The sequence below is a fragment of the Brevibacillus fortis genome (assembly GCF_046196545.1).
Lineage (GTDB): Bacteria > Bacillota > Bacilli > Brevibacillales > Brevibacillaceae > Brevibacillus > Brevibacillus fortis_A.
In genome coordinates this window covers 998,564-1,018,585 of record NZ_CP176370.1, presented here as the reverse complement: position 1 = coordinate 1,018,585, position 20,022 = coordinate 998,564, and the positions used below count along the sequence as shown (strand labels likewise).

Sequence of the window (20,022 nt, the reverse complement as noted above, 5' to 3'; positions counted from 1 at the left end):
CAGGACAAAAATTGTTCGCGACATGAAAAAAGCGAGTGGACCGAAAGCCCACTCGCTCTTCATTCTTTACTTCGTTTCTCTTACAATCGGGACACTACGTGTGAGGCTAGCCCACAACAACCCTAACAGTGCGCCTGCAAAGGCTGGCACCAGCCAACCAATTCCTACTTTGTACAGTGGCAATTGTTCCAAGATTGGCGTCAACGAGTCGATAGACAATCCAAGCTGGGAAGCTCCATCCAACAGACTGATTACTGCCGTTGCCATGATCGCGCCTACATATACCGCACGATGTCCATTGAACAGCCGATCACAAAACGTCAGCAGCATCAGCACGATCGCCAGCGGATAAATCGCCATCAAGACAGGAACAGAGAAGGTAATCAGCTGCGTCAAACCTACGTTTGCTACCGCAGCGCTGAACACACACAGGATTACAGCCATTTTCTTGTAGGAGATGCTAGGAATACGACTCGAGAAAAATTGACTGCACGCTGTGACGAGCCCAACAGAAGTGGTGAGGCAAGCAAGCGTAACAGCTGCTCCAAGCAGGAGGGAGCCTAACGGACCGAACAGTTGCAGCACAACCCCGGTTAAAATCTGACCGCCATTTTCCGATTTCGCAAACGACACACTTGTGGCTCCCAAATAGCTGAGCGCAAGGTATACGAGTCCGAGTCCTGTAGCGGCGAGGATTCCAGCTTTGATCGTAGACCACATCACTTTTTTGCGATCGATGATGCCTCTATCCTGAACAGCCGATGTTACTACCAGACCAAATACCATCGCAGCCAACGCATCCAGCGTCAGATAGCCTTCAATAAAGCCTTTGAAAAATGCTGTATCCTGATAGGCACCTGTCGGTTGTCCCACCTCACCCAAAGGAGAAATGAGTGATTTGACAAACATCAGACCAATGATGATCAAAAGAGCAGGTGTTAAAATTTTACCGATTCGATCCACCAGCTTGCTCGGGTTCAGACTCAACCAGAAGGTGATGGCAAAATAGACGATCGTGGTCACAAAAAGCGGTACCCAACTGCCTTTCATGGATTCAGGCAAATACGGCAACACGCCCATCTCAAAGGTTACTGTACCTGTCCGCGGAATCGCCATGAATGGACCAATCGACAGATAAACAATAAAGGTGAACACGACTGCAAACATCGGATGGACTCTTGACGCCATCGTCTGCAAATTACCACCAGCCAAGCCTACCGCAATGATTCCCAGTAAAGGCAGACCTACACCGGTAATCAAAAAGCCGAGCATCGCGATCCAAACATTATCTCCTGCAGCTTGTCCTAGCGCTGGCGGAAAAATCATGTTCCCTGCTCCAAAGAATAGGGCAAACAGCATCAAACCAATTGTTATTGTTTCTTTCGTTGAAAGTTCTTTCATATGAATCCTCTCAATATTATTTAGTAAAATAAAATTTTCATTAGTATAACTTAAAATTAACTCACTATTCAACCTTTAATTTTTTAAAATTATTGAACTTTTGTCAAAAATGAAAGTTTTTACAGGTCAAATACCTCTTTTCTCTTGATCGCCCCCACTGCTTCCCATACGTACAGACAATAGATACTGCGCCATGGAGCCCACTTTTCCCCTAGCTTTCGAATATCGTTTTCATTTGGCTTCGAATTCATTCCATATAGGTGAACAATTCCATTTCGCAAACCGATGTCAGCAGCCGGCAACAAGTCTGGACGCCCCATCCCAAACATGAGCAGGCACTCTACTGTCCACCGTCCAATTCCTCGGAGCGAAGTGAGGTAAGTAATGATTTCCTCGTCACCCATTGTCCATAGTCTTTCCAAATCTACTGTTTCATTCACAATGGCACGGGCGAAATCGATAATATACTCGGCTTTTCGCTGACTAAATTGCAGAGTACGCAAATCCTCTACAGTCAATCTCGCTACCGCGTCAGGAGTCGGAAAAGCGATGATGCCCTCGCCGTTTGGGTTTTCTACTGGATCACCTGCCAGTGTCACAAGCCTCTCGGTCAAATTGGCTGCAAAGGTCAGATTGATCTGCTGCCCGATAATCGTCTTGACCATGCATTGAAACAAATCGGCATCCAGCATAAGACGAAGACCGCGAAACCGCTCGGTCAGGATGGCGAGTTCCTTTTCCTCCCTCATCTGCTCGTAAATAACGGATAGATCCAAATCGGCACTAAAAGTACGGCGGATCATTTTTTCTAGCAGCTGCTGGTCTGTCGTGGACAAAATCGCCTGTGTCTCGTAGCGCAATGCGGGTTCTTCCAAGCTGCCCACAAATTGCATATGGATCAGAACAGGCCGTAAGCCGATACGAAAGACGCGCTCTAGGCTATTTTTTTCTTTATTCACTCGTATCTGCGTATCTGGATGTGTCTCAAGACGCCGAAGCAACCGATCAAAAGAATATGGAGGAGTAAGCGAAATAATCCAACAATTCACAAGACTCTCACCTTTCCAGATAAAATAAAAAACCTCCGGAGAATCCTCCGAAGGTGTCAAGTATACTTCGCAAAACTTATTTCGTAAACATCCCTTTGAGAACAAATTTTACGTTTGCCGGACTTTCTGCCAAACGGCGCATGAAATATCCGTACCAGTCGTTTCCATACGGTACATAAACACGCATTTTATAGCCTTCGCGAGCCAAGTCAATTTGGGACTGCGTTCGAATGCCATACAACATTTGGAATTCAAACTGTGTGCGCGGGATGTTGTGTTCCTTTTCCAGCTTTTTCACAAAATCAATGATGTTGTCATCATGGGTTGCCACAGCAGCGTACCCGCCGTTCAACAGATGCTGCTTGATGATTTTTTTGTAGTTCTCATCTACATCTGGCTTGTTCGGGTAAGCGACTTCAGGAGACTCCTTGTAAGCTCCTTTTACGAGACGGAAGTTCACTTTTTTGTCCTTCAGGCTGTCGATATCGTCCGATGCTTTGTAGAGATACGCCTGAATAACGGTTCCTACGTTGTCGTACTCTTGCAGTAATTCGTTCAAAATCTCCATGGTCACGTGATTATGTGCGTAGTCCTCCATGTCAATACGAACGAAAATGTTTCCGTTTTTCTTAGCCGAATCCAAAATGCGTCTCATGTTGTCCATGCAGAGCTCACGGCTGATGTCCAGACCGAGCGAAGTCATTTTCAACGAAAGATTGCAATCGACACCGGATTGGTGAATCGCTTCCAGCGTTTTGATGCAATAGTCAGCAGACTCGTTTGCTTCCTCTACGCTGAACACGAATTCGCCCAGATGGTCCAGTGTACACACGAGACCTTGCTGATTCAGCTTGCGTACGGCGCTAATTGCCTCCGCAATGGTTTGACCGGATACAAAGCGACTCGCTCCAAAGCGTAGACCCCACTTTTTCGCGGCAGAATTTAAGGTTTTATTTTTGGATAAAAATAGAAAGAAGTCCTTCATAGCTTGTTCCATCGTTGACTGTCTCCTCCTCAACGTACTCTGCCCATTTCTATTAGCATGAATCGTGCCAACTTATTCTCGTAAGCGCTATCGTAATGTCTCTACGACATTTTCAACACATATGTACATTGCGTGTCTATTCTTGTACACTTTTGATTAGATGTACAACAGGGACGATCCCTTTTCCTGTTAGTTTGGATAAGAGGTGACGAATTGAATCCGTTATTTTCGTTGGACAGTACACTCTCTTCCTTTGCGATTCCGCTTCCACCGGATATTGTCAAAATACGCACAGGTGAGACTGTAGGTGAATGGGTTGATAAAGAACGAAAGGGCAGAGTCGTCATCGTCTCTCCTACAACCACGCTCGAACAATCTATCAGCCACATTCTCGCTGGCCCAGGCGTTTCCGATCTGCCGACACTCGTCATCGTGGATGAACAAGGGACTCCGACAGGAATGGTTGAGCCATACCAGCTCATGACTGCCTTTGTCGTGTTGACCCAAAATCAGTCTGCCCTGCTCAGTACCTTGATGGATACGATGAGTGAGGCCGTCACTATCGTGGACTCCCGCAACGTTGTCCAACACTGGAATCGGGCAGCAGAAACTATTTATGAAATCGATCGCGAGCAAGTCGTCGGAACTTCTCTCGATGAGCACTTCGCCAGTGAATCAATCCGCCTGCTCGATGCGCTGCGTCAAGGGACATCTGTCCAACGTGTCTATCACATTCCTCGTCCTGATAGTCATGTACTCATTAATGCGGCACCGATTCGCCGCGAGGGTGAAATTATCGGCGCGATTTCCATTGAACAGGATATTACCGAGCTGGTTCGTCTCAATGAAGAATTAGCACATACGACGGCCCATCTCCACAATTTGCAGCAAGAGATGAGTCGGTTTCAGGCAGCGGACGATCCTTTTTATGCGATCAAGGGGCATTCCGCCTCGATTCAATCCGCTATTGGTTCTGCGAAAAAAGTGGCGCAGACGGATGCGACTGTGCTGATTTATGGAGAAAGCGGCGTCGGGAAAGAACTGTTTGCCAAAGCGATTCATCAGGCAAGTCGCCGGCATGAGAAGCCTTTTATCGCGATCAACTGCGGTGCCATTCCTGCTGCTCTATTCGAAAGTGAGCTGTTTGGCTATCAAGGCGGTGCTTTTACCGGTGCCGAGAAAAAGGGCAAGCCTGGCAAGCTGGAGCTGGCGCATGGTGGGACACTTTTCCTCGATGAAATTGGGGAGCTGCCGCTAGAATTGCAGGTCAAGCTGCTTCGCGCTTTACAGGAACGCCAGTTTTACCGTGTAGGCGGAACAGAGCCGATCACCGTCAACACACGGATCGTAGCGGCGACAAACAGACAGCTGGAGCAAATGGTTGCAGACGGTCGTTTTCGTGAGGACTTGTATTATCGGCTGAACGTCTTTTCTCTGGAAATCCCGCCGCTGCGCGAACGACGTGAGGATTTGCCAGAGCTCGTGCAAATTTTCATTCATGAGTATTCCGTGGCCCATGACCACTCCGTACCACGCATCTCTCCCGAGGTCATGCAAGCGTTGTTCGAGTACGGTTGGCCTGGGAACATCCGACAGCTTCGCAACGTCATCGAACGTCTGTCGATTCTGCAAGAAAACGGCGTTATTTTGCCTGAGCATCTGCCGTCTGTCATTCGCAGTCACACAGAGCCCGCACACGTCTCTGTGCACACGCCGATTGGGGGAACGTATGCGCCGCCGACTCCGACACCGCCGTCAATCCTACGTCCGTCGATTGCGTACACTTCTCCACCTACGAACGAAAAAGAGCGCATTCTGGCAGCGTTGGAGCGCACCTACGGCAACAAAAAGGCAGCAGCTGAGCTGCTCGGCGTATCTCGCGGCACCCTTTACAATAAAATGAAGAAGTTCAATATAAACGAGGAGTCTTTCAAATGGGATTGATTACATGGTCGGATGATACGTATCAAATCCATTATGCCGGGGAAGCGATCGTCCTTTTGCCGAAGGAATACGCCTTGTTTCAATTTCTGTACACGTGGAAAAACCGGGCCTTTTCAAGGAGTGATTTGCTGGATCGCGTCTGGCCGCTGGAAGAGCCTACTGACCGTACTGTCGACGATCACATTTACCGCTTGCGGAAAAAATTGCAAAAGTGGTCGCATCTGCTCACGATTGATACGGTCCGAGGAGTCGGCTATCGGCTTACGCTAAAGGAGCAGCAATCGCCTAGTCCTACGGTATTGAACAGCGATTTCTCCGAGAACATCCAGAAGATGCTAACCACTTACCACGGCATGGGTATGGGGGCAGCTTTGCAGACGCTCTATGCGAATCAGCAAGTGCTTGGCTTCCAGATGGATTCTTTTTACGCTACCTATTTGCGGTTTGTTGTCGGTGACTTCAGCTGGTTTATCGAGGATCAAGCGACACCTAAGTCAGACAAACTGTTTTATTGGTTCCATTTGTACCATATGACACAATTGGACTCACAAAAGACAATAGAAGTTTTTGAATGGGCAATGAGAAATCTGGAAAGCATGCCTGCTACTTTTCAGGATGAGATGAAAATCAATGCAGTCGGCGTATACGCTCATGCGAAGCAATGGGAGCGAGCAAAAAAACAGCTGTTACCCGCAAGAGAGGTTGTCGACAAAGTAAATTCAAACGGCTTTCATCTCTTTCTTCAAGCGGAAGAAGCCTTCCTGTATCTACTGATGGGTCAGGTGGATGAAGCGGAGGAAGTGATTCAACACTCAAATGACATCTTGCAGACACTCCCCATGCAGCGTGAGCTCGGCAGCTTCACCATTGCTCGTGGGCTTTGTTTGTACCATCGACAGGAGATTGCCAAAGCGCGCCGCGTGGTCGACGAAGGCATCGAAGTCGTCCGTGCCACCAAGTTCGTCCCTCACCTCATTTATGCCGTACAAAGAATTTTGTTGTTCTTGAGGAACTTCGACTACGATGCAGAATGGGAGCGCAAATACACTAAATTGTGGGCGGAATTATCCGAAGAGTACAAGTTCGACTACTTGCAGAAAAAGATTCGTGCCATCATCTCATCGACTATCTGATATTCCTCTGACAAATCCCTTTTATCATCGAGTTAACAGATCGATGGAGGGATTTTTTTGTTAAAAGAAAATAGAACGTTTCGGATGCTGTTCTTCTCTTACGGACTGTCTACGCTTGGCGATTGGTTTGATTTTATTGCGGTATCCATCCTGTTGGGGTTTGTGTGGAAGGTTGATCCGATGACGATGGCTTTATTGCCGATCGCCTATGCAGCTCCAGGTATATTGCTTAGCCAGTTTGCCGGGGTGCTTGCAGATCGCGTGAACAAAGTACGGATGATCATGAGCATGAATACTCTTCAGGCGATACTCACCCTGCTTTTGCTCGCGATGCCCAATCCGTTTTGGTTCCTCGTGGTCGTTGCCTTGCGTTCGGCTGCCTCAGTCTTCAACGACCCGGCGCAACAGACCTTGACGCGTCAAATCGTACCCGAGCATCAATTGTTAAAAGCTTCTGCCTTGAATGGAGCGGTACTCCAGCTAGGAAAATTGATTGGACCACTTTTAGGCGGACTGGTTGCTGCCGTTTTTGCCCCCGCCCTTTGTCTGGTGATCAATGCGTCCTGCTTCCTACTCTCCAACGGATTTTTATTTGCCATTCGCAAAGTCGAGAATCATCTGCCTCGCCCCTCGGCAGAAGAGCAGCCTCTCCCTTATCGTCAAGCGTGGCAGGAAGGCTGGCGAATCTTTTTGCAAAGCCGTGTACTGTTGTTCAGTACAATTTTCGTCATCGTGACGTCTATGGCGATTCAGTTGGCGGATGCACAGTTTCCTGTGATCTTCCGCGAAAAATTACCGGAACATCCAGAAATGCTTGGCTATACAATCAGTGTCGTCGGATTAGGAGCACTTGCCACCGTTACGTGGCTGCATCGTTTACAAGAGATTCGTTCCTATGGTTGGGTCCTCGGAGGCGGTGTCTTGCTTATCGGAATCGGCTTCTCGTGGATTGGCGTTTTCCAGCCGGATGATGGGATGTACTGGCTGCTTGTTCCCGCTATCTTGACTGGCGTCGGAACGGGGCTGACCTCAGTTGGAGGCAATTATTTAATCCAAAAAGAAAGCCCCCCACATGCACTGGGCAGGGTGAGGGGAATTATGCAGTCATTGACGAGCGCTACTTTTATTATTGCTCCGTTGCTAGGAGGAGTCATCATGACGCTCCTTGGCCCAAGCACCGCCTTTTTATGGGTCGGCTTGTTAATTGTTGTGATTGGCGGGGGTGCTATTCTACTCCAGCGTTGGATTTGGGGGAAACGAACAAAAGACGTGGCTGTTGCTACCGCTACGGTTGGATCGGAACGAGTCGGATAATTTTATCGTCCCCTTCTCTCGGATTTCCACGACCATCGCGGTTGTTGGTCAACAAATAGAGTGTGCCGTCTTTTCCTTCGACCACATCGCGCAATCGTCCGAACTCGTCTTGGAACAAAGTAGCAGCCTCTAATACCGTATCAGGTCGAGTAGCGTCTAAGCTAATTTTCTGTAGCTGCTTACCCCTGAGGTTCGCTACGAGCAGGTGTCCTTTCCACGGCCCTTTGGATACAAACGTCATGCCAGAAGGCGCCCATGTCGTATCACCGCTTTGCAGGCGGGGGGTTATCATCCCCTCTTTTTGCTGTTCACCGGAAATGACGGGCCAGCCGTAATTTGCGCCCGGCTCGATCCGATTGATCTCATCATGTGCAGTCTGACCGTGCTCCGAGCTGTAGAGTATCCCTGTATCCGGATTCCATGCGATGCCTTGCGGATTGCGATGTCCATAGCTGTATACAGGTGAGCCGGAAAAAGGGTTGTCGGCAGGAATGGTTCCATCCAGATTGATGCGCAAAATTTTTCCGGACAGACTTGTCCGATCTTGCGCAAGCATCGGCTCATTTGCATCGCCTGTCGTAATATAGAGACGCTGATCCGGACCGATTTTGATCCGTCCTCCGTTGTGGATCGAGCTTCCCGGGATTTTGTCGAGAAGTACCTTATCAATCTGTGCTATATTGTTTGCTTCTCGCAGCCGCAGGACACGATTGAAAGTAGTCTCTCCCTCTTTGTATGTATGATAAACGTACAAGTAGTGGTTATTCGCAAAATCAGGATCGAGGACAAGGCCCAACAGCCCGCCTTCTCCCTCGCTTATGAACGGGGCAGGGAATGAGATGAGCGGCTCCGGCAGCAGCTTGCCTGACTGGATCACTCGCACTTTTCCTGGTCGCTCTGTGAAAAAGATTCGACCATCCGAGGCTATATCCATCGCCCAAGGTACATCCAATTGATCAGCCAATACCTCCATCCGATATGGAAGAGTCTGTTGAGCTGGCTGCGACTCTGGAGCAGGGTTCACCTCGCAGGCCACAACCGACATACTCAAGATCAAGGTAAGCACACACACCATCCATTTTTTCCACATCTCACGTTTTCCTCCCTGTGCGATTTGTCCAGTAGGAACCAGGATGCATTTTAGACAAAGTTTCGCGAATGTACGCTTATGTTCCTCTATTTACTGCGCAAGAAATTGTTTGGATACCATCCAGCAATTGTGCCGGGGCCGAAGCCCGGTGACATGTTTTCCAGTCGCCTGTATCCTCTCTCCGTTCGGGCGGTCTCCTTCCAAACATATCACCGTGCTTCCACAGCTGAGGTGGGGGTCCGGCTTTATTAGAACGTTTGTTTAGTTAATCAGAGAGGTCTTTCCGTTTTTCTTTGTCTTATTTTCCTCTTTGATGCTTTCAAATGTTGACCTAAAGCCGCTTCTTCCCTCCCCTACAGCCACTCCAATCTCACCAGCCAAAAAGGCAAAAAAAAATTGGTCCCCATTGAACCAATTTACGAAAAGACCTACTCGATTTTCACTTGTCTTCGTTCCTCAATTTGCCGATGCAAAATGTACTTTCGCAAATTGTGAAAATGACGAGCATTGATTCCTTTGATCGTGCAGCCATAAAAACAGTTCGGACCCTCTATTCGCTCATGAATGATAACCAGGTCAGTTTTCACTACCCCATCTGGGCGATTGCGACCATACAATTCAAAGGAAAAGACAATTTGCTGATCCGCAGGAATCTGTTTGTCTGAGCGGAATGCTAGGCCTCCCAGGCTCAAATTCACCAAGTACACCATTTGACTATAGACGGAAAAAAATGAGTCTGGCTCCTGCGTCGGATACTGAATCCAGCCCTTAACCTCCATATCGAAACGGGGATAGCGTCTACGCTGTTCCCGAAACTCAGCAGCTGTTGGAGAGTGGAACAAAAACAAGCGATTTTTGTCTTTAGCCACGACTACGGCTTCAAACGTATTGATCGTTTCATAATCAGCCGTCAATAGACAAGGGATCTGATCCCCTACCGTGACATCCAATGGGCTGGGAAATACAGCTTCGATCAAGTCCCCTTCTTCATAGGTAACATGACCTTCTATCACTCGATTCCCTTTTCTAATTTGTATTATGCTTTCCATCTGCGTTCTCCACCACTTCGCACAAATATATTACCGAGATTTCCGAAATCTTTACCTGGATGCTTTTCGCGGAAAATAAGGTATAATGGGAACATTGACAGATAGGAGGTTACAGACCGATGAATCGTTATCAATTGGTAACACTGGCTTTGGCTTTTTTGGTAACCGCCTGTCTCATCGGAGTTGGCATTGCCATCGGGGAAAAAAGCCCCCTCGGTATCCTTGGCTGTATCGTTGTTGCCTTCTCGTTGATGGGATTTGGCTTTTCGTACAAGCGCAAGCATATGCGCTAACCTCTTCTCCGTTATCGCCGTACAAGCAAACTGTTCACATAAAACAGGACAGAGGGCAAGCCCTTCGCCTGCTTCAGCAGTTGTCTAGCAATAGTATAAATGTGTGGCTGGCTCCGATTTACCTTGCGATCCGCGAGATAAAACGCGACTAGCCCGTCCACGATCATACGGTGAAATGCAGGATTTGGCAAGCGTTTAACGCTTGCCTTTGCTTGTTCTATGAAAAGCTTCAAGCGTTCAGTCGCTATCCGTTCCGAATCGTAATAGCTCACGAAGTTTAAATCTCCACCCATTTTATCTTCTTCCAGGTCAATTAAATAGTCTAATAAAATATGTAACCCGCACAGCCACGGAAAGTAAGCTTCACTCACCGTTTGAATTTGCTCTTCCCTTACATCTGGATCAGTTGCCAAGCAAAAAAGAGCGAATATCCCGATAGTCGAGCCTGTGACAGCCGCAAATTCTTGCCAGTGCAAATCGTGATAGCGTTCCTTATACTGATCCCACCACTCCAACAAGTAATCCTCGCGCAAATGGGGAGCAATGTGCTTGTATACTTGCAAATCGCTATACAAACAAGAAAACTCGAGTATCTTTGCCTGGATTTTTTCATAGGCTGGCAATTGTTCGACATGCTGTTGACAGGTCTGAACCAGCCCAGCCAAAAAACCGCCGTCATCCTTATCCTCGCGGTACAAATAATAGTCTCGCAATGGCGCGCCTGGTGTCAGTGCATCCTGCATCGACACATGAAGCTGACGGAAATCTTGCGGGTCTAGTGACGTGCTGCGATCACACAGATTATCCAAGTAGTCACTGATTGTTTGGTAGGCGACAATCAGCGGGACAATTGTCTCTACATACGGGATGACCTGTGCAGCATAAACACATCCCCCTTGGCAGTGAAACTTTTTGGAATTCATGCTGTCTTGTGCCTGTTTTCTCAGCTCGGGATTGGGAATCGCCTGTGCTCTTTTGTACCAGGCCGCAAACTCTCGCTCCAGAACAGGTTGCACATGACGATAGACTCGGTAAAGTAGCTGCCATGGATTACGTAGTTCGCTCACTTACTTCCCTCCCAAAACAAATGTAAAACAAAAGACCAATAGAAATATCTTATCACATTTGGATGCCCACTCCAAAAGTCAGCCCTGAAATACACCAATTCGCCTTTTTGACTCCATATAGAGTACAAAAATAAACTTTTTGGTATTGATACGAGTAGAAGAGATCGTCTTTTCCATCTGATTCTCCAGCTCTAACATGCGCTTTCGCACCTCGGTAAAATCAAAGAATGTGGTCGCGTAGCTCTCGAATTTGGGATTACTGTAATCGGTCAGCCCAAGGGAAGCCAGATGGGTTAATGCCTGATAAATGGCTCTGCGAACCCGTTGCTCAGCGGCCTTCGTTTCCTTTTGGATCAGGACCGTCACTCCCTTCCCCAGCTTGCGGGCAGCAATTGCCAAAAAAATATCGCGTAAAGGTGGGAGATTCACTTCCCCATCCCTTTCCTTCTCCCAGCGATACAGCCACTCCATCATGTCGAGTAAATCTTTGCTGCCTTTTTCGCTAATCATCCCCAGTTCGGTTAAGAGAAACCGTGCAGAAGACAAGATGCCCTTTTCAGGATACGATGCTTCTTTTGAAAGAGCTGCCGTCACGTTCATACTGCCGGACAAGACGGAAAGCGACCGCTGAATACCCTCGATGGATTGCTGCAGCAATATGCGTTCCCGGACCTTTTGCAGAACACTGATGACCTCCAGGCGATTCACTGGTTTGGTCACGTAGTATTCGATCCCTGTCGCATACGCCTCAGCGATCATCTCCTTCGTTTCGATTTGCGAGATCATGACAATTTTGCCTGTAAAACGCCTCAGTTGGCGCACTGTTTCAATGCCATCTCGATTCGGCATCAAAAGATCAATCAACAAGATGTCTACTTGCTTCCAATTCAAAAAATCGTGGTCTATTTGCGAGCCATCCTCTGCTTCCCCACATACCTCTCCCAAATCAGCATCCTCAATCATTTGACCGAGCATGAATCGAATCGCAGGATCGTCGTCCACGATGAAGTACCGCATGAGGTCACCCTTTCTGAATCAGAGTTGCGATTGGCAGGCGAATGCAAAATTGTGTCGTTTGTCCGCATGAGTCCTCGGATAAATCAATCATTCCTTGGAGACTGTCTGTCACTTCCTTTACGTACGATAGCCCAATCCCCGTGGAAGGCCTGCCTGATACGTCGTATTTGGTCGTGAATCCAGGCATGAACAAGAGCTCCTTGTCCTTCACCACAATGCCTGGCCCATCATCGGTTACAACAAAATGAATCCACTCCCGACTCTCGTCAATCGAAGCCACGATCGATACCATCCCCCGGTCGCGGATGGCTTCGACACTGTTGCCGACCAGATTGTTGATGAGTGAGAGTGTCGTGTAAATGTGGCAAGCGAGATACGGCACCTCCACATTCGATTCAAACTGAATGTCCTTTTCCAACAGCCTCGCGTACTTTCGTTGCCCCTGAACAATGATCGCTATCAATTCGCCCAGTGGCATATAGTCTCGTTCGTTCTCGTCAGAAATCAGCTTGGAGAGGCCCGCATATATACGTTGATTGTCCTTTTTCACTTCATGCACTTGTCCGGCAAGGGAAAGCAGCCGCTTCGCGTATCGCTTGCTCGTCCCATCCTTGTGTTCCACCTCGTTCATCTCGCGATACAGCTCATAGCAGTTGCGCGTGATTTCCTCAACCTGATGCAATGTCTTTTTTAAAAGAACAGATTCCTCGTATAAATTAGAAATGAGCATCAACATCTGCTCATTTCGATTGCGCTGTTGCTTTTCCATCCATTTCGCCTGACGCAGCTGAATCATATTGAAGAAACTAAGGACAAAAAAACTGCGTATCAATGCAATGACGGCAATCGGCCCTACGACGTCCAGCTGAAAGACTCCCTCCCAGGACAAAGCACGGAAGGACAGCTCTACCAAATTGGCTGCTATTTCTGAGACTGTCCCCAACAGTCCCACCCAAAGCGGTCGATGATGTAGTGTATTAACGCGAAAGAGCGAGAATAGACAAGCAAAGGTAGCGTAATAGCAAAATGCGGGGAAGTGCATCTGAAGAGAAGGCAGAAACGAAAAGACATCTCCATACAAAAAATCTATGACTATTCGAAATAGAACAACAATTAACCCGGTTACGATCCCTGCCAGAAAAGAGGGGCGTAGCCACAATAAAAAAAAGAAAAAAGCCGTTGTACCAAAGCTAATGCGGAAATCATCTTGAAACGGGTGGAATTTGAGCTCCCCAGCAATCGGGACAGCAATGAGCATAAGCAGCAGGATCGAAATGGTCTCTCTCATAACATGTTGCCCGCACTTCCTCATAAGAAGTTGTTCAAAAAATTCGTCACGTTTATTTCTTAGTTTACTATATTTTTCTATAGATTTTTGTAGTTTTTTATAGACCTCCCCTTACAATGCCGAAGAAAGCTATATAAACAGAACATTTTGACTAGGGGGAATTATCTTGAAGAAACATCATTTTCTTCTCTCGCTCACACTGCTTCTGTCCATGTTGCTCATGGCGGCATGTGGTGGCGGCAACTCTTCACAAGGAGGTGCAGGTGGAGGCAGCTCTAGCTCAGGAGGAAGTGCCGATCCCTCCCAACTAATTATTGCAACAGGCGGTACAGGTGGCACTTATTTCCCACTCGGTGGAGGCATGGCTGACCATATTACGAAAAATGCTGGTATCACTGCTACAGCACAAGCCACAGGCGCTTCAGCAGAAAACATTCGCCTCATTCGCGATAAAAAGGCGGACATCGCTTTCACGCAAAACGACATTGCCGAGTATGCGTCAAAGGGAACGAACATGTTCCAGCAGGACGGTAAAATTGATTCCTTTCAAGCATTGGGGGCTCTCTACGATGAGACCATCCAAATCGTCGTCTCTGCTGACAGCAATATTAAAAGCGTTGCCGATTTGAAAGATAAGCGCGTATCCGTAGGCGCTCCGGGAAGCGGCACAGAAGTGAACGCTCAGCAAATTTTGGAAGCATATGGGATGACCTTTGAAGATACCAAGCTCCAGCGCCTCTCCTTTGCTGACTCCGCCAAAGCCATTCAGGACGGTCAATTGGATGCTGCCTTCCAAACGGCAGGTACGCCTACCGCAGCAATCACGGAGCTGGCAGCGACAACTGGCGTAAAAATCATTCCCATTGACGCGGACAAAATCGATGCGATCATCGCCAAATACCCTTACTACGTGAAAACAACGGTCCCTGCCAATACGTACCAAACCGTTCCAGAAGAAGTGACCACCGTCTCCGTCAAATCAATGCTTTTAATTCGCTCCGATCTCAGTAATGACCTCGTGTACAAAGTAACAAAGGCGATCTTCGAGAACAGCGACAAGCTCGGTCACGCCAAAGCCAAGGAAATCAAGCTGGAGAACGTAAAGAACGGCGTCAGCATCCCTGTTCACCCGGGTGCCCAAAAGTACTTCGACGAAAAAGGCGTGAAGTAAAGCCAGATGGTTTTTATCCAGGCAGTAACAAAGGGAAGAGGGCGGACGTTGTTCCGCCTTTTCTCCTTCTTTCTTCTCGTCATTGTCGTTTATGCGGGCATCTCCATTCCGCTGATTCCCGCTCTGGTTATCCGGGATACACAGTCAAATCAGGTAGTTTGGAGTGCCAACATCCAGAATGAACCAGCCTTTGGCATCCGCTGGACTCATTCTATTCATCGTTCCACAATCGAGGAGCACTACCGAGTTGTGGACGGTCACATTATTTTGTCAGAGATGAGCTTTCACGACTACGGTATCGGCATGGAAAATGAATTGGCTCCTGGCGAGGAGCTGGTTCTGGCCGATGGACGATTCCACATCCGAAATATGCAGCGCTCTTTTCCGGCCCTACGACTATTTATCGGGCAAGTACGGGCCAATCATACGTTGCTTTTCGCTGGACAGGACATTCCGTTGAGCTTGATCGACAAGCCGGGAGAAGCCATCACGATTCAGGCAGAAAAACGATCCATTCTGAGCGAGTTAGGAGGTTACTAGATGAGTACAACAACGAATATGAACCAGCAAGAGATGGATAAGCTGATCGCGCAATACGACAAGGAGTCAGCCACACGCCAGCTCGCGGGCCCCATGAAGTGGATCTCTTTTGGTCTACTTGTCCTCTTCTCCCTGTACCAGTTATCCAGCACACTTTTCTTCACGCTGCCTCCCCAGATTCACCGCCCGATCCACTTGGCCTTCGGACTGGCACTTGTCTATTTGTTATATGCGGGGACATCCAAAGGCAACAACAAAATCGGAATCGTGAACATGATTCTCGCACTGCTAGGTGTCTTCATATCCCTGTACTGGGTCATTGACTACGAAGGACTCGTGACCCGAACAGGTAACTATACGACGATGGATATGGTAGTCGGCGGTATTGCCATCGTGCTCGTCCTTGAGGCAGCACGACGAGTCGTCGGAATCCCAATCGCTCTTATCGCCACTATTTTTCTTTTATACACCTACTTCGGACCTTACATGCCAGGCTTTTTGGAGCATCGCGGCAGTGATGTCGAGCGGATTATCGGGCACAGCTACTACACATTAGAGGGTATTCTCGGTACTCCGCTCGCTGTTTCCTCTACCTTTATCTTTTTGTTTGTGCTGTTTGGCGCGTTTCTCGAAAAAACAGGGGTCGGTGAGTATTTTAACGATTTGTCGCTGGTCATTGCAGGGAGACGAATCGGCGGTCCTGCGAAGGTGGCCGTTTTTTCCAGCGCCTTGCAAGGGACGATTAGCGGCAGCTCTGTTGCCAATGTCGTTACCTCCGGCGCTTTTACCATCCCGATGATGAAACGGCTCGGCTATCGTTCCGAATTTGCTGCGGCGGTGGAAGCCTCGTCCTCTACTGGTGGACAAATCATGCCGCCTGTCATGGGGGCTGCTGCCTTTTTGATGGCGGAGTTCATCGGCGTTCCTTACTTGGAAATCGCCAAATCAGCGATCCTTCCTGCGATTTTATTTTTCGTGGGCATCTGGATTATGACGCACTTCGAAGCAAAGCGACTCGGGTTACGCGGACTCTCCAAGGAAGAACTGCCGAACAAAAAAGAAGTTTTGAAAAAAATGTACTTGCTCCTCCCCATCGTGATTATTATTACAGCCTTGATGATGAACATATCAGCCGAGCGCGCTGCGATTATCGGGATCGTCTCCACCATTATCGTGGGCGCCTTCCGCAAAGAAACCCGCATGTCTATTGCTGATATTGTAGCAGCACTTGCCTCAGGTGCCAGAATGGCTCTCGGTGTCGTGGCCGCAACCGCATGTGCCGGAATCATCGTCGGTACGATTACGTTGACTGGGATCGGATTGAAGCTGGCAAACGGTTTGATTGATCTGGCTGGCGGTCAGCTTTTGCTTACGCTGTTTTTCACGATGATCGCATCGCTTATCTTGGGCATGGGAACACCTACGACGGCGAACTACATTATCACTTCTACCATCGCTGCCCCTGCGCTTATTCAATTGGGGGTGCCAGATATCGCTGCGCATATGTTTACGTTCTACTTCGGAATCGTTGCAGACATCACGCCGCCGGTTGCGCTTGCTGCCTTTGCCGCATCAGGCATTGCCAAATCAAAACCAATCCGGACAGGTGTAGAATCAACACGGCTATCAATCGCGGCTTTTATGGCTCCCTATATTTTCGTCATCTCACCAGCCTTGCTGCTGATTAATACCACCTTGCTGGAATCGATCTGGGTGATGCTGACTTCAACGCTTGGGATGATCGGGGTGGGAGCAGGGTTGATCGGCTACTGGATGTCCAAGCTAAACGTCTTGGAGCGTATCCTCGCGGTTGCAGGTGGCGTTCTCGCGGTCATCCCTGGAATCGAGACAGATATCGCTGGCTTTATTTTGCTGGGGCTCGTTTTTTCCTTGTCGTATTACAAAGCGCGCAAGCAAAAACAATCTGTGCAAACGACACTGTGAAACAAAAATCCCTCCTGTGCATTCTTCCATGTGCAAAGGAGGGATTTCTCTTGTTTATTCGTCTAGGTCAGTTCGAATGATTTTGGTCCAGCCCTCTACTTGCTCGACACGGCGTTCCTTCATCAGCTTGCCAATTGCCCGCTTGAAGCTGGACTTGCTCATTTGGAATTTTTCTCGGATGACATCCGCTTCGGTCGAATCGGTATAAGGCATGGCCCCGTCACGATTAATCATATAGCGCAGCAGCTTGTCCGCATCTTCGCCATACTGTACTTCCTTGCGTTCTTTCATAGAACCGTTCAGACGGCCATCCTCACGTACAAAGCTAATACGGCAGCGCACAGTTTGTCCGAGGCGCAGACGTCCTACCATTTCATCACGATGAATGAAAAGGATATGCTCGTCCTCCGTCAATAGGAATGCACCTGCTTGAATCACTTTGTAGACTGTACCTTCGACAGACTTGTTTTTCATACTCTGATCTGCCATTGCTGCGATCTTGACGATTTCGTTTTCAGTGACCGGCTTTGCCAAGAGTCTACCGAGCTTGTCTTGCTTCAGCGTTACCAGCATTTGATCCTTGGGACGTGGCCATTCATCACTATGCTTGGGCAGGTCATCAATGAACAAGAGCAGATCCTTGTTAATGCCGTTGTCCAAAAATACACCCATGCGGGGAGAAATGTCCACGACTTCCAGCCAGCCGTATTCACCCATAGCAACATGAGGCATGTCCATGGTCGCAGCCAGTCGGTTCTCGTGATCATGGTACAAAAACACTTCGACCTCATCATCGTTATGTAAACGCTCGTGCGCTTCATTGGCATGGAGAAACACTTCGTCTTTGCCATCACTCAAAAAATAGCCGATTTCCGTTTTTCGCGCTACCGTCATCGTAAGCGTCATCCCTGCCGCCAAATTGCCGTTCTGAATGATTTGGGGCTCACGCTTTTCACGCATTTGTCTTTTGTACATACGTATTTTTTCCTCGCTCTCTACCATTGTGCACACTAACTATACCCATCCTCAGCAAGAAAATACCACAACTTTTTTCTAACAAAATAACGATGCGCAACGAAATAGGCAAGTCTTCCATTCACGGACATACATATGACAGTAAGACTGGCTTGGCCCTACTTTTTCAAGACTGGAGTGACTCTTGCCTATGCTGTTGTTGCTTGAACATATTTTTCTCGGCATTGTACAGGGCTTGACTGAATTTTTACCGATATCAAGCACGGGCCATCTCGTCCTGTTTCGCAAAATGTTTGGCATGCAGGAGGTAGGCCTTTTATTTGACACGATGCTTCATTTCGGTACGCTGATCGCTGTCGTTATCGTCTTTTGGCCACAGGTTCGTTATATCATCATGAATCCGATGAGCAAGCTGACAAAGCTATTGGTCGTAGGTACGATCCCTACAGCAGTGATCGGACTCGCCTTTGAAGATTATTTTGAAGAAATCTCCCAGACAGGCATTACGATCGGGTGGGAATTTCTTGCGACAGGCGCGATCCTCTGGGCAGTGGAGTCCATGCGCCGTGGAAATCGGAGATTCGAGGAAATCAACTACACGGACGCTCTCATCATCGGAACACTGCAAGGTGCTGCGATCCTGCCTGCAATTTCCCGCTCAGGACTGACGATTGCCGGTGCTCTCCTACGCGGAATCGACCGTGCTGACGCTGCGCGCTTTTCGTTTTTAATATCCTTGCCCGCGATTCTGGGTGCTTGTGTCTTGCAAACAGCCAAACTCGTTGAAACACCGCTTGAAACAGCTTTATTGATCCCGATGCTTGTGGGCACCATGTTTGCCGGACTAGCTGGATATGTTGCCATTCGCTGGATGCTTACCATCATCAGTACAGGCTCGATGAAGGGCTTCGCTATCTACGTCTGGGTATTGGGTGGGTTAATTTTACTCATGCAGCTCTTGGGTTGGTAATTCGAAAAAAGCCGGCTGCTTGCTTGCCGGCTTTCATCTACCTTCTTCCTTGTCTGGATAACGGCTGGCAATTAATTTGCCTACCAATAAAATAATGCCGTAGAACGCTGTTGCCAAAAGCGAGGTAGCCAGCCACGTCGCCGTCCCCAGCATCAGATAGAGCGCGGCATGAGCAACAAAGATACCTACCAGCCATACCATAATGTTCATTCGATTAAAAAACGTTATCAAACTACGCAATTGCCTCGCACCTCCACCATTCCATTTACTACTGTTATAGCCGATGAAACGGTGTTTTATCCCCTTACCGCTCTCCAAGATCAGGATGAGGCACAATAACCGCAAAGCCTGCTCGTTCTAAAATTTCTGCCAGTACCGAGAGCGGCGTTTCGGCTACCTCTCTGTACATTTTCGGCGTATGCAGATGGATCGCATCAGGAAAGTCTTCACTTAAATGCGTTCTTAATTTTTTCCCGCTGTCATCTTCATCGGTAAATAAGTAAACCTCATCTGCATCTGCTGCTTCCGTTTGAGCGAGCAACCTCTCCCCTTTTTCCAAACTGTAGGAACCGTATGTACAAAGAATGGTGACAGGCTCAGCCAGCACCCGAAGCAAACGTTCCTTATCTGTCTTTCCCTCCACGATCATGACACACCCTGCCATCCACTCCCGTCCTCCCTGACGCACGCACGTTTTTTTATAGTATACCTCACCATTCATCTAGGAAAATGAGGATGACTACTCCCCTACGAAACAAGGCATCTTAAGTAAGCATTCATTAACAAACAGGG

19 protein-coding genes are annotated in these 20,022 nt (G+C 48.2%); 8 read left to right on the top strand and 11 right to left on the bottom strand.

Going from position 1 to position 20,022, the window contains the following annotated elements; all coding sequences use genetic code 11:
- Positions 1-66: 66 nt before the first annotated feature.
- The 3 genes from brnQ to ACKKE8_RS05355 all read right to left on the bottom strand — a co-directional run bounded on the left by brnQ (position 67) and on the right by ACKKE8_RS05355 (position 3,447).
- On the bottom strand, positions 67-1,401 hold the full coding sequence (brnQ, locus tag ACKKE8_RS05365) for a branched-chain amino acid transport system II carrier protein (RefSeq protein WP_409177261.1): 1,335 nt from the start codon (positions 1,399-1,401) through the stop codon (positions 67-69).
- A 119-nt stretch (positions 1,402-1,520) separates the two neighbouring features.
- Positions 1,521-2,450 carry a DNA-3-methyladenine glycosylase family protein gene (locus ACKKE8_RS05360; RefSeq protein ID WP_409177260.1) on the bottom strand — a complete coding sequence of 310 codons (930 nt, stop codon included), beginning with the start codon at positions 2,448-2,450 and terminating at the stop codon, positions 1,521-1,523.
- A 76-nt stretch (positions 2,451-2,526) separates the two neighbouring features.
- Positions 2,527-3,447, bottom strand: a complete 921-nt coding sequence (locus ACKKE8_RS05355) for a proline dehydrogenase family protein (RefSeq protein ID WP_409177259.1) — start codon at positions 3,445-3,447, stop codon at positions 2,527-2,529.
- Between the two features lie 201 nt (positions 3,448-3,648).
- On the opposite strand from ACKKE8_RS05355, the gene ACKKE8_RS05350 reads away from it, so the two are divergent.
- The 3 genes from ACKKE8_RS05350 to ACKKE8_RS05340 are packed head-to-tail and all read left to right on the top strand — an operon-like array spanning position 3,649 to position 7,826.
- Positions 3,649-5,379, top strand: coding sequence for a sigma-54 interaction domain-containing protein (locus tag ACKKE8_RS05350; RefSeq protein WP_409177258.1), 1,731 nt, complete (start codon positions 3,649-3,651; stop codon positions 5,377-5,379).
- The gene (locus ACKKE8_RS05345) at positions 5,370-6,512 is read left to right on the top strand and encodes a winged helix-turn-helix domain-containing protein (RefSeq protein ID WP_409177257.1); all 1,143 of its coding nucleotides are present in this window, start codon (positions 5,370-5,372) and stop codon (positions 6,510-6,512) included. Before ACKKE8_RS05350 ends, ACKKE8_RS05345 begins: the two co-directional genes overlap by 10 nt.
- A 57-nt stretch (positions 6,513-6,569) precedes the next feature.
- Positions 6,570-7,826 (top strand): MFS transporter, encoded by a 1,257-nt coding sequence (locus tag ACKKE8_RS05340; protein WP_409177256.1) that lies wholly within the window; start codon positions 6,570-6,572, stop codon positions 7,824-7,826.
- Here the strand turns inward: ACKKE8_RS05340 and ACKKE8_RS05335 are convergent.
- Complete coding sequence (locus tag ACKKE8_RS05335) at positions 7,798-8,916, bottom strand: PQQ-dependent sugar dehydrogenase (RefSeq protein WP_409177255.1); 1,119 nt, start codon at positions 8,914-8,916, stop codon at positions 7,798-7,800. The two genes, ACKKE8_RS05340 and ACKKE8_RS05335, sit on opposite strands and share 29 nt — an antisense overlap.
- Before the next feature lie 428 nt (positions 8,917-9,344).
- Complete coding sequence (locus ACKKE8_RS05330; protein ID WP_409177254.1) at positions 9,345-9,965, bottom strand: PilZ domain-containing protein; 621 nt, start codon at positions 9,963-9,965, stop codon at positions 9,345-9,347.
- 119 nt (positions 9,966-10,084) lie between these two features.
- On the opposite strand from ACKKE8_RS05330, the gene ACKKE8_RS05325 reads away from it, so the two are divergent.
- A complete protein-coding gene (locus tag ACKKE8_RS05325) occupies positions 10,085-10,258 on the top strand; it encodes a YlaF family protein (protein ID WP_007722723.1) in 174 nt (57 codons plus the stop codon).
- A gap of 11 nt (positions 10,259-10,269) precedes the next feature.
- Here the strand turns inward: ACKKE8_RS05325 and ACKKE8_RS05320 are convergent, their stop codons facing one another.
- The 3 genes from ACKKE8_RS05320 to ACKKE8_RS05310 form a co-directional block, all read right to left on the bottom strand.
- Positions 10,270-11,325 carry a tetraprenyl-beta-curcumene synthase family protein gene (locus tag ACKKE8_RS05320; protein WP_409177253.1) on the bottom strand — a complete coding sequence of 352 codons (1,056 nt, stop codon included), beginning with the start codon at positions 11,323-11,325 and terminating at the stop codon, positions 10,270-10,272.
- Between the two features lie 78 nt (positions 11,326-11,403).
- On the bottom strand, positions 11,404-12,342 hold the full coding sequence (locus tag ACKKE8_RS05315; RefSeq protein WP_409177252.1) for a response regulator: 939 nt from the start codon (positions 12,340-12,342) through the stop codon (positions 11,404-11,406).
- 4 nt (positions 12,343-12,346) lie between these two features.
- On the bottom strand, positions 12,347-13,630 hold the full coding sequence (locus ACKKE8_RS05310; protein ID WP_409177251.1) for an ATP-binding protein: 1,284 nt from the start codon (positions 13,628-13,630) through the stop codon (positions 12,347-12,349).
- A 166-nt stretch (positions 13,631-13,796) separates the two neighbouring features.
- On the opposite strand from ACKKE8_RS05310, the gene ACKKE8_RS05305 reads away from it, so the two are divergent.
- From ACKKE8_RS05305 to ACKKE8_RS05295, 3 genes are read left to right on the top strand one after another with little or no spacing between them, the layout of a single operon-like run.
- A complete protein-coding gene (locus ACKKE8_RS05305) occupies positions 13,797-14,801 on the top strand; it encodes a TAXI family TRAP transporter solute-binding subunit (RefSeq protein WP_409177250.1) in 1,005 nt (334 codons plus the stop codon).
- 6 nt (positions 14,802-14,807) lie between these two features.
- The gene (locus ACKKE8_RS05300; protein ID WP_409177249.1) at positions 14,808-15,341 is read left to right on the top strand and encodes a DUF1850 domain-containing protein; all 534 of its coding nucleotides are present in this window, start codon (positions 14,808-14,810) and stop codon (positions 15,339-15,341) included.
- Entirely contained in the window at positions 15,342-17,285 is a 1,944-nt protein-coding gene (locus tag ACKKE8_RS05295; protein ID WP_409177248.1) for a TRAP transporter permease, read from the top strand.
- A gap of 54 nt (positions 17,286-17,339) precedes the next feature.
- Here the strand turns inward: ACKKE8_RS05295 and ACKKE8_RS05290 are convergent, their stop codons facing one another.
- Positions 17,340-18,260: a S1 RNA-binding domain-containing protein gene (locus ACKKE8_RS05290; protein ID WP_409177247.1), complete on the bottom strand. Its 921-nt coding sequence runs from the start codon at positions 18,258-18,260 to the stop codon at positions 17,340-17,342.
- A gap of 190 nt (positions 18,261-18,450) precedes the next feature.
- Between ACKKE8_RS05290 and ACKKE8_RS05285 the strand changes: the two genes are divergently transcribed.
- Entirely contained in the window at positions 18,451-19,230 is a 780-nt protein-coding gene (locus tag ACKKE8_RS05285) for an undecaprenyl-diphosphate phosphatase (protein WP_409177246.1), read from the top strand.
- Positions 19,231-19,263: 33 nt separating this feature from the next.
- Here the strand turns inward: ACKKE8_RS05285 and ACKKE8_RS05280 are convergent, their stop codons facing one another.
- Positions 19,264-19,470 carry a hypothetical protein gene (locus ACKKE8_RS05280; RefSeq protein ID WP_409177245.1) on the bottom strand — a complete coding sequence of 69 codons (207 nt, stop codon included), beginning with the start codon at positions 19,468-19,470 and terminating at the stop codon, positions 19,264-19,266.
- A 64-nt stretch (positions 19,471-19,534) separates the two neighbouring features.
- A complete protein-coding gene (locus ACKKE8_RS05275) occupies positions 19,535-19,894 on the bottom strand; it encodes a toprim domain-containing protein (protein WP_409177244.1) in 360 nt (119 codons plus the stop codon).
- Between the last annotated feature and the right edge of the window lie 128 nt (positions 19,895-20,022).